This window comes from Chitinilyticum litopenaei DSM 21440 (assembly GCF_000428145.1).
GTDB classification, from domain to species: Bacteria; Pseudomonadota; Gammaproteobacteria; order Burkholderiales; family Chitinibacteraceae; genus Chitinilyticum; species Chitinilyticum litopenaei.
The window spans coordinates 25,160-33,870 of the sequence record NZ_ATZJ01000047.1 but is presented as its reverse complement, the minus strand read 5'-3'; the positions used below and the strand labels follow the sequence as shown (position 1 = coordinate 33,870).

9 protein-coding genes are annotated in these 8,711 nt (G+C 64.0%); 6 read left to right on the top strand and 3 right to left on the bottom strand.

Going from position 1 to position 8,711, the window contains the following annotated elements:
- Positions 1-54 precede the first annotated feature (54 nt).
- From C515_RS0114400 to arfB, 3 genes are all read right to left on the bottom strand, one after another.
- The gene (locus C515_RS0114400; RefSeq protein WP_028456099.1) at positions 55-987 is read right to left on the bottom strand and encodes an IS5 family transposase; all 933 of its coding nucleotides are present in this window, start codon (positions 985-987) and stop codon (positions 55-57) included.
- Between the two features lie 22 nt (positions 988-1,009).
- Positions 1,010-1,255: a L,D-transpeptidase gene (locus tag C515_RS23160; protein ID WP_081686972.1), complete on the bottom strand. Its 246-nt coding sequence runs from the start codon at positions 1,253-1,255 to the stop codon at positions 1,010-1,012.
- A gap of 291 nt (positions 1,256-1,546) precedes the next feature.
- Positions 1,547-1,948, bottom strand: a complete 402-nt coding sequence (gene arfB, locus C515_RS0114395; protein ID WP_028456098.1) for an alternative ribosome rescue aminoacyl-tRNA hydrolase ArfB — start codon at positions 1,946-1,948, stop codon at positions 1,547-1,549.
- Positions 1,949-2,146: 198 nt separating this feature from the next.
- On the opposite strand from arfB, the gene C515_RS21250 reads away from it, so the two are divergent.
- The 6 genes from C515_RS21250 to C515_RS0114365 all read left to right on the top strand — a co-directional run bounded on the left by C515_RS21250 (position 2,147) and on the right by C515_RS0114365 (position 8,424).
- Entirely contained in the window at positions 2,147-3,109 is a 963-nt protein-coding gene (locus C515_RS21250; protein ID WP_028456097.1) for a TraB/GumN family protein, read from the top strand.
- Positions 3,110-3,229: 120 nt separating this feature from the next.
- Positions 3,230-3,844, top strand: coding sequence for a flavin reductase family protein (locus C515_RS0114385; protein WP_028456096.1), 615 nt, complete (start codon positions 3,230-3,232; stop codon positions 3,842-3,844).
- An 851-nt stretch (positions 3,845-4,695) separates the two neighbouring features.
- Positions 4,696-5,589 (top strand): ribokinase, encoded by an 894-nt coding sequence (gene rbsK / locus C515_RS0114380; protein WP_028456095.1) that lies wholly within the window; start codon positions 4,696-4,698, stop codon positions 5,587-5,589.
- Entirely contained in the window at positions 5,586-5,984 is a 399-nt protein-coding gene (gene rbsD / locus C515_RS0114375) for a D-ribose pyranase (protein ID WP_028456094.1), read from the top strand. The genes rbsK and rbsD overlap by 4 nt, the downstream gene beginning before the upstream one ends.
- Before the next feature lie 17 nt (positions 5,985-6,001).
- Complete coding sequence (locus C515_RS0114370) at positions 6,002-7,486, top strand: sugar ABC transporter ATP-binding protein (protein WP_028456093.1); 1,485 nt, start codon at positions 6,002-6,004, stop codon at positions 7,484-7,486.
- Entirely contained in the window at positions 7,483-8,424 is a 942-nt protein-coding gene (locus tag C515_RS0114365; protein ID WP_028456092.1) for an ABC transporter permease subunit, read from the top strand. Before C515_RS0114370 ends, C515_RS0114365 begins: the two co-directional genes overlap by 4 nt.
- Positions 8,425-8,711 lie beyond the last annotated feature (287 nt).

Genomic DNA, 8,711 nt, shown 5'->3' with positions numbered 1-8,711 from the left:
GGCTCTGTTGCATAACTCAGCCACAGGCCGAGACTCCCCAACCCCCTGACGGATTCAGGCCACGCGCACCGTCACCGGTGTGCCCAACTGTGTGAAGCGGTTCAGCAGGGCGGCACGAACCTGGAGCTCCGCTACCTGCCGCTCAAACGTGCGAGCCTTCACCCGTTCACCCAGCAATTTGAAACAGCGCATCTTGGCTTCAACCAGACTGCGCTGGTGGTAAGTACTCCAGCGTTTCCAGATCGCGGGCCCCAGCCGGCGCATCGCGCGCAGCGCTTCGTTCCGCACCCTGGCGCCGTCGCTTTGGTCTTTCCACGGCTGGCCGTTTTTGCGTACCGGAATGATTGCTTCCGCCCCGCGTGCCGCAATCGCGGCATGGCACGCCTTGGTGTCGTAAGCGCCATCGGCGCGAACGCTGGCAATCGGCTCGTCGGCTGGAATCTGCGCCAGCAAATCCGGCAGAACCGGTGCATCACCGACGCCATTGCCGGTGACCTCAATTGCGCGGATTTCCAGCGTTTGCGCATCAATGCCCAGATGCACCTTGCGCCATTGCCGGCGGTATTCGGCGCCATGTTTTTTGCGTTTCCACTCGCCTTCGCCGAGGAATTGGATGCCGGTGCTGTCGATCAGCAGGTGTAAGCCACCCTGGCTGCGTCGCGCCGGAATCCGCACTGTCAGAGTCTGCTGACGACGGCTGAGCGTGCTGTAATTCGGTGCCTGCCAGTCGAGGCCGGCCAGCTTGATCAGGCTCTCGACCATGCCGATGGTCTGGCGCAGAGCCAGGCCGAACAGCACCTTGATCGATAGGCAAAACTGGATGGCGGCCTCGGAGAAGGTGGGCTGCCGCCCGGCCTTGCCGCCGGCCGGGGCATACCATTGCATGGCTGGATCAAGCCAGATCAGCAACGAGCCGCGCGCCTTGAGCGCGGCGTCGTAGTCACGCCAGTTAGTGGTTTTGTACTTGGCTGGGGCGGGCTTGGTCATCACCGGAGTTTACCCGCCAGGCTCAGGTGCGGGGAGTTGTGCAACAAAGCCCGTCGGACGTGAAAAACAATGCGTAGTCCATTTGAACATTATAGGTTCGACTTCTATAGGGGTGCTGTTTGCGTAGTATTTTAAAGACCCCTTTGTCTGTTGGGTGGTCGCCATCGCCCGTCACGCAATCAAATTTATATTTTACAAATCGATCCTCATACGCTTCCACTGTTTGGCTGGCCAAGCTTACTTTGATTAATTTGTTTACTTTACCCATGTTTCTGCTCCCTGGTAGTCTTTTGTTTGCGAGTCTTAAATGCCCCTCAAATACTACCGCACAATGTAATTTTGTCGCAAGAATGCGATACAAATGACACCACAGGTGCGTAATCTCTGCAGCACCGTAGGCGTAATTGCCGCAGGCATTACGCCGCATGCTTCCCCCCGCAGCGCCGGCCCCAACGCTTATTTTTTGTCGCACATGACCCGTGCGGCAAACCACCTCATGCCACTCACGGCAAGGGTATATAGCCACAACCTTTACAATAAAAGGCTTCAGGGCAATACCCTAGTCATTCACCTTGCTGCGCAAGGCCTTGACCTTGCCGCGCAGCTGCTTGCCGTCCAGCCGGCGCTGCTGCGAACCGCGCGTGGGTCTGGTGGCGCGGCGCGCTTTCGGCGTGTGCGCGACGCTGTTGATCAGCTCCAGCAACCGCGCGATGGCGTCCTGCCGGTTGGCTTCCTGGCTGCGCGAGGTCTGCGCCTTGATGATCACCACGCCGTCCTTGCTGATGCGCTGGTCCTTGAGGGCCAGCAGCCGCTCCTTGATGAAATCCGGCAGCGAGGACGCCGCAATCACGAAGCGCAGGTGCACGGCGCTGGAGACCTTGTTGACGTTCTGCCCGCCCGCGCCTTGCGCACGGATGGCGGTGAACTCGATTTCCTGCTCGGGTATGCGGATGGCGGACATGCTGGCGCGGGGGAAGGGGACTAGCCCGGCACTGTAGCAGACCCGCCGCGCCCCGACTGGCACGGCGCGGCACCGGGCGCCCCCGCTGACGGCGGAGCAAGCGCTTGCATCTGATTATCAGCGGATATTCAGCCGGCAGTTTGTAGTAAGCTCGGCACATCCGGCCCGCTGTACGGGCCCATCATGGAAGCTGAGCGCATGCACCCCTTACGTTTTTGGCAGTGGCTGACTGTCCTGCTGCTGTGCTGCCTGCAGGCGCTGGCCCTGGCCGCCAGTCGTGAGCCCTGCCCCACCACCGCCAACCCCAGCGCTGCCGAATGGAAGGCGCTGCCAGCCAAGGCCCGCGATCATGGCCTGTTGTGGAAAATCAGCAAGGGCGGGCACAGCTCCTGGCTCTACGGCACGCTGCATGTCGGCAAGCCGCAATGGTTTTTCCCCGGCCCGCAGCTGCGCGCAGCCCTGGCCGCCAGCGATCACCTGATGCTGGAGCTGGACCCGACCGCCCCCGCCACGGCCGCCGCCATGCAGGATCGCAGCCGCTGGGGACTGGGCTTTGCCGAGCTGCCGGCGCCGCTGCAGGACAGGCTGCTGCAGGAGGTGCGGCGCGCCTGCCTGCCCGAAGAGATCGCCGGCAGCATGTCGGTGGCCATGCTGGGCGTCACGCTGCAGGTGCTGGAAGCGCGCCGTATCGGCCTGGATGCCGCCTTTGGCAGCGAAATGATGTTGCTGCAACAGGCCAAGGCCGCCGGCAAGCCGCTGCTGACGCTGGAAACGGCGCGCGAGCAGTTCGATCTCTTCGAGGGCATTCCGCGCCAGGACATGCTGGCCATGCTGCCGCCCTCGCTCGAACAGCTGCGCAGCCGGGCACTCCTGAAGCAGACGGCCCGGCTTGCCGAGAGCTGGGCGCGCGGCGATGCCGCCGACCTTGCCAGTTATGAAACGTGGTGCGACTGCGTGAACACCGCGGCCGAGCGCGCCTTCATGGCGCGGCTGGGGCCGGAGCGCAACCGCAGGATGGCGCCGAACATCGACGCGGCGCATCGCAGCGGCAAGCGGCTGTTTGTTGCCGTCGGCGCGCTGCATCTGGTGGGCCGGGACGGGCTGCCGGCCTTGCTGCAACAGCAGGGCTACACGGTCGAGCGGATCGCGTTCGCACCCTGACTGACGGCACGTCCCCGGCTGTGGCGCATGCAGCACTTGCCTGGGCAGGGCCGGAAACGGCATAGTGCGCCCCCTGCGCAGCACTGCCGCAGAGACACGCCTCAAGCTGGAAGGATACGCATGGAATGGTCAATGGCGGCGCTGGCGCCGGGAGAGAAATACACGCTGCTCAGCGACGCGGTCGTACCGCGGCCGATTGCCTGGGTGAGCACCATCAGCCCGGACGGGCTGGTGAATGTCGCGCCATTTTCCTGGTTCAATCTGGTCACCAACGAGCCGCCGCTGGTCGCGATCAGCATCAATCGCGGCAAGGCGGGCCAGCCCAAGGATACGGCGCGCAATCTGCTGGCACAGGGCGAATGTGTAATTCATCTGCCCAGCCGCGCCGATGTGGCCAAGGTCGCGGCCAGCGGCCGCAATTTTGCCGCGCATGAAAGCGAGGCCGAATTGCTGGGCCTGCCGCTGGAGCCCGCCAGCCGCGTCGCGCCGCCGCGCCTGGCCAATGCCGTGCTGGCGCTGGAAGGACGGCTCTACCAGCATGTGCCGATCAACGGCCCCGCGCCCGGCGCGGCGATTGTCGCCGACCACTGCCTGATCGAAATCGTGCACCTCTACGCTGCCGATGCCATCTGGCAGGATGGCCGCATCCACCCCGAGCCCTTCAACCCGCTGATGCGGCTGGGCGGCATGGATTACGGCAGCATCGGCGCCCGCTTTGACGCCAGTGAAGGATGAGGGGTGAGGCGTGAGGCGTGAGGCGTGAGGCGTGAGGCGTGAGGCGTGAGGCGTGAGGCGTGAGGCGTGAGGCGTGAGGCGTGAGGCGTGAGGCGTGAGCAGGGTACTCCTCTACGTATACAGCCACAACCATTCACAAAAAAGGCCTGCAGCCACATACCCACAAGACATTTCCTGATTGGCGAGCGGCCTCAGCCAGGAACATTGCTCACTCCCGCGCAAGCGGGAATCCAGCGGCAATGTCCGTGCAAACCGCGCCCTGGCTGCCGGCCCTGGCCGCAGCGAACCCGGTGGCATGCCGGCACCTGATTGGGCCGCTACCACAGCAAAGTACACGTCGTCATTCCGGCGAAAACCGGAATCCAGTTGCAATGCCTGTTCGAGCGGCGCGCTGGATGCCGGCCTCCGCCGGCATGACGTGTGAATGAGCCGGCTGGCTATGCCGGCATGCCGGGCTCTTGGTGAAGAGCTGGCCGAACAGGTCAGCCAAACAGTAGCCACACTGCGGCAGCCGATTTGTACCGCGCCGGCCGAAGCGGCCTCATGCGCAGTGACTTGCAGGCCGCCATTGCCTGACGGCTTGTGTACATTTCGCCCCCCTTCCGGCCCCCTCACCCTCACCCTCACCCTCACTCCTCACTCCTCACTCCTCACTCCTCACTCCTCACTCCCCCTCACCGCCCGCCCATAAGGTCTTTCCGTAGTCTGCTTGATTCGACTACATATTGTTGATATAAATCAAACCGGTTAGCTGATTACGGTTTAGCATGCATCAACAGGATGAAAAATCGTCTTGAATGCCGGGATGGGCTGGCAGATCAGGCGCTTTACGAACTTGCGAGGAGTCGCTCATGACCAGGGTTCTGGTAGTCGGCAGCATCAATATGGATCTCGTCACCACCGCCAGGCAGTTTCCCCGCCCCGGCGAAACGCTCACCGGGCAGAGGTTTGCCACCTATCCCGGCGGCAAGGGCGCCAACCAGGCCGTCGCGGCCGCACGGCTGGGCGCGCAGGTGACCATGCTGGGCTGCGTCGGCGACGATGCCTTTGGCCGCGAGCTGAAGCAGACGCTGGCCAGCGAAGGTATTGATACGCAATGGGTTTTCACGGCCAGCGGCCAGCCGACCGGCATCGCCGCCATCACCGTCTGCGATGCGGAAAACGCCATCATCGTCGTGCCTGGCGCCAACCATGCGCTGACGCCGGAACAGATCACGGCGGCGGCTGCCGCCTTTGCCGCGGCCGACGTCGTGCTGGCCCAGCTGGAAGTGCCGCTGGCCAGCGTGACGGCCGCCGCAGAGCAGGCCCAAAAGCACGGCAAGCCCTTCTTTCTGAACCCGGCCCCCGCCGTAGTGCTGCCGCAGCAACTACTTGATCTCGTCACGCTGCTGACCCCGAACGAATACGAGCTGGCGCTGGCGCTGAACGAGCACGCCGCCAGCTGGCAGGCGCTGTTCGCCCGCCTGCCCGGCCGCGTGGTGATGACGCAGGGCAAGGCTGGCGCGAGCTACAGCGCGCCGGACGGCCAGATCGTCGGCCAGCCGGGCTTTGCCGTCAGCGCGGTCGACACCACCGGCGCCGGCGACACCTTCAACGGCGCGCTCGCCACCTTCTGGCAGCTCGGCGCGCCCGAGGCCATGCGCCGGGCGTGCGCTGCCGGCGCGCTGTCAGTAACCAAGCCCGGCGCGCAAAGCGGCATGCCGACACTGGCCGAACTCGATCGCTTCCTGGAGCAGCAGTCATGAAAAAACACGGCATTCTGAATCGCGACATCGCCCGCGTCCTGGCGCAAATGGGCCACACCGATTGCCTCGTCATCGCCGATTGCGGCCTGCCGATCCCCGATGGCGTCGAATGCATCGACCTGTCGCTGGCGCTGGGCACGCCGGACTTTTTCAGCGTGCTCGACGCGGTGCTGGCGGATTTCCAGTGCGAAAAGGCGCTGTTCGCCGTCGAGGCGCAGGACAGGAACCCGGCCGTGCTGCAGCGCGCACAGGCCATGGCGGCCAGCGGCGTGGCGGTCGATTTCACGCCGCACGAGGAATTCAAGTTCGCCACGCGCCATGCGCACGCCATCATCCGTACCGGCGAGGCAACGCCGTATGCCAACGTCGTGCTGTATTCGGGCGTGATCTTTTAAAGAGCCGGGGGACGATCATGCAAATCCGCATGCACGACATCGACAAGGCCTTCGGCCCGGTTCGCGTGCTTGAAGGCGTGGAATTCCGGCTTGGCGCCGGGGAAATCCACGCGCTGATGGGCGAAAACGGCGCCGGCAAATCGACGCTGATGAAGATTCTCTGCGGGGTGTATCAGGCGGATGCCGGCGGCATCGAGGTCGACGGCCAGCCGGTGCACATCCGCAACACCCGCGACGCCGAAGCGCTGGGCATCGCCATCATCCACCAGGAGCTGAACCTGATTCCGCAGCTGTCGGTGATGGAAAACATGTTCCTCGGCCGCGAGCCGCGCCGCTTTGGCGTGATCGACACCGCCACCATGAAGAACAACTGCCGCGACTATCTGAAGCTGCTCGGCGCCGAGCAGATCGATCCGGAAATCGAGGCCGGCATGCTGTCGATCGGCCAGCAGCAGATGGTCGAAATCGCCAAGGCGCTGTCGCTGAACGCGCAGGTGCTGATCATGGACGAGCCGACCGCCGCGCTGACCGACCGCGAAATCGAGCTGCTGTTCGGCATCATGAGCGACCTGAAAAACCGCGGCGTCGGCATCGTCTATGTGTCGCACCGCATGGAGGAAATCTTCCAGATTTGCGACAAGATTTCCGTGCTGCGCGACGGCCAGTTCGTCGGCGAACGCAATATCCCCGACACGAATTTCGACGAGATCGTGCGCATGATGGTCGGGCGTGAAATCGGCGAGCGCTTTCCCGGCCGCACGCAGGCGCCGGGCGCGGTGCGCTTCCAGGTCGAGCAGCTCGCCGACGAGGGCCAGATCAGCGGCATCAGTTTCGAGGTGCGCGCCGGCGAGGTGCTGGGCGTGGCCGGGCTGATGGGCGCGGGGCGCAGCGAAATTCTGAAAACCCTGTTTGGTATCAACCGCAAGACCAATGGCTCGGTGAGTCTGGAAGGCATACCCCTCACTATCAGCAAGCCGCAGCAGGCCATCGCCGCCGGCATCGGCTTTGTAACCGAAGACCGCAAGAGCCAGGGCCTGGTGCTGTCGATGTCGGTACGCGAAAACATCACGCTGACCAATCTGCACGGCTACGCCAGGGCCGGCATGGTGAACGGCGGCGCGGAAAGCCGCGCGGTGGGCCAGCAGATCGAGCGGCTGAAAATCCGCACACGCGACGCCGAGCTGGATGTGAAATCGCTGTCGGGCGGCAACCAGCAGAAGGTGGTGTTCGCCAAGTGGCTGGAGATCAAGCCGAAGGTGCTGCTGCTTGACGAACCCACGCGCGGCGTCGACGTCGGCGGCAAGGCCGAGATTTACCACATCATCAACGAGCTGGCCGCGCAGGGCGTCGCCATCGTGATGGTGTCGTCCGAACTGCCCGAAGTGCTGGCGATGAGCGACCGCATCCTCGTCATGCACCAGGGCCGCCAGGCCGGCATTTTTGATGCAAAAACCGCTACCCAGGAATCCATCATGGCCGCTGCGGCCGGAGGTCAATCATGAGTCCCCAACAGAAAGCCCTGCTCCAGAAGCTGGGCCCCTTTATCGCGCTGCTGATCGTCTCGGGCGGGCTGGCCGTCATGAGCCCGGATTTCCTCACGGTAGGCAACCTCTTGAACGTGATGCGCCAGGTGTCGATCAACGCGCTGATTGCCTTTGGCATGACGCTGGTGATCCTGCTGGGCGGCATCGATCTCTCGGTCGGCTCGATACTCGCGCTGTCGTCGGTATTCACCGCCACGCTGATTTCCAGCATGGGCGTTGATCCGGTTGCCGCCACCTGCATCGGCGTCGCCGCCGGCGCGGCCATGGGCGCGGCCAACGGGCTGATCATCGCCAAGGGCAAGGTGGCGCCGTTCATCGCCACGCTGGCGACGATGACCATCCTGCGCGGCCTGTCGCTGCAGTTCACCGAAGGCCGCCCGGTCACCGGCATCAACAGCGACTTCTTCAGCATGCTCGGCGGCGGCTATGTCGCCGGCCTCGTGCCGGTGCCGGTGGTCGGCATGCTGCTGATGTTCGCCGTGTTCTGGTTCGTGCTGAAGAAAACCGTGTTCGGCCGCCATGTGTATGCCGTGGGCGGCAACGAGGAAGCGTCGCGGCTGTCGGGCCTGTCGGTCGATGCCGTGAAGATCTGGGTGTACACGATTTCGGGTGCGATGAGCGCGATGGCCGGGGTCATCCTCACCTCGCGGCTCAATTCGGCGCAGCCGACCGCCGGCGCCGGCTACGAGCTCGACGCGATTGCCGCGGTGGTGCTCGGCGGCACCAGCCTCACCGGCGGGCGCGGCTGGATCTTCGGCACGCTGGTGGGCGCCTTGCTGATCGGCGTGCTCAGCAACGGCCTGAACCTGCTGGGCGTCTCGAGCTTTTACCAGCTCGTCGTCAAGGGCGTGGTCATCCTGCTGGCGGTGCTGGTCGATCGCGGCGGCAAGAAGTAGCCATCCGGATTGCCCCCTGCCGGGCTCGCAGCAAAACCCGTTTTGCACCACAGAGACACAGAGGCCACAGAGAAAGCAAAACCCTGAGACATGCCCATGAAGCACTCCCGCTTTTCTCCGTGATCTCTGTGCCTCTGTGGTTAACGGTTTTCAACATTGGCCAAGCAGGCTTGCAAATCAGATTCCCCTTTCGTGGCCCGGGCCGTCGCAGGCCCGGGCCGCACAAGAAGAAAGCCGGGGTATATACACCCGGCCCATGATGGTAGTTGGTTACAGAGCAATACCCA

Excerpts from the sequence above, each read along its gene's own strand:
- rbsD (WP_028456094.1), top strand. The coding sequence starts at position 5,586 with ATGAAAAAACACGGCATTCTGAATCGCGACATCGCCCGCGTCCTGGCG.
- C515_RS0114400 (WP_028456099.1), bottom strand. The coding sequence starts at position 987 with ATGACCAAGCCCGCCCCAGCCAAGTACAAAACCACTAACTGGCGTGAC.
- rbsK (WP_028456095.1), top strand. The coding sequence starts at position 4,696 with ATGACCAGGGTTCTGGTAGTCGGCAGCATCAATATGGATCTCGTCACC.
- C515_RS21250 (WP_028456097.1), top strand. The coding sequence starts at position 2,147 with ATGCACCCCTTACGTTTTTGGCAGTGGCTGACTGTCCTGCTGCTGTGC.
- C515_RS0114385 (WP_028456096.1), top strand. The coding sequence starts at position 3,230 with ATGGAATGGTCAATGGCGGCGCTGGCGCCGGGAGAGAAATACACGCTG.
- arfB (WP_028456098.1), bottom strand. The coding sequence starts at position 1,948 with ATGTCCGCCATCCGCATACCCGAGCAGGAAATCGAGTTCACCGCCATC.
- C515_RS23160 (WP_081686972.1), bottom strand. The coding sequence starts at position 1,255 with ATGGGTAAAGTAAACAAATTAATCAAAGTAAGCTTGGCCAGCCAAACA.
- C515_RS0114365 (WP_028456092.1), top strand. The coding sequence starts at position 7,483 with ATGAGTCCCCAACAGAAAGCCCTGCTCCAGAAGCTGGGCCCCTTTATC.
- C515_RS0114370 (WP_028456093.1), top strand. The coding sequence starts at position 6,002 with ATGCAAATCCGCATGCACGACATCGACAAGGCCTTCGGCCCGGTTCGC.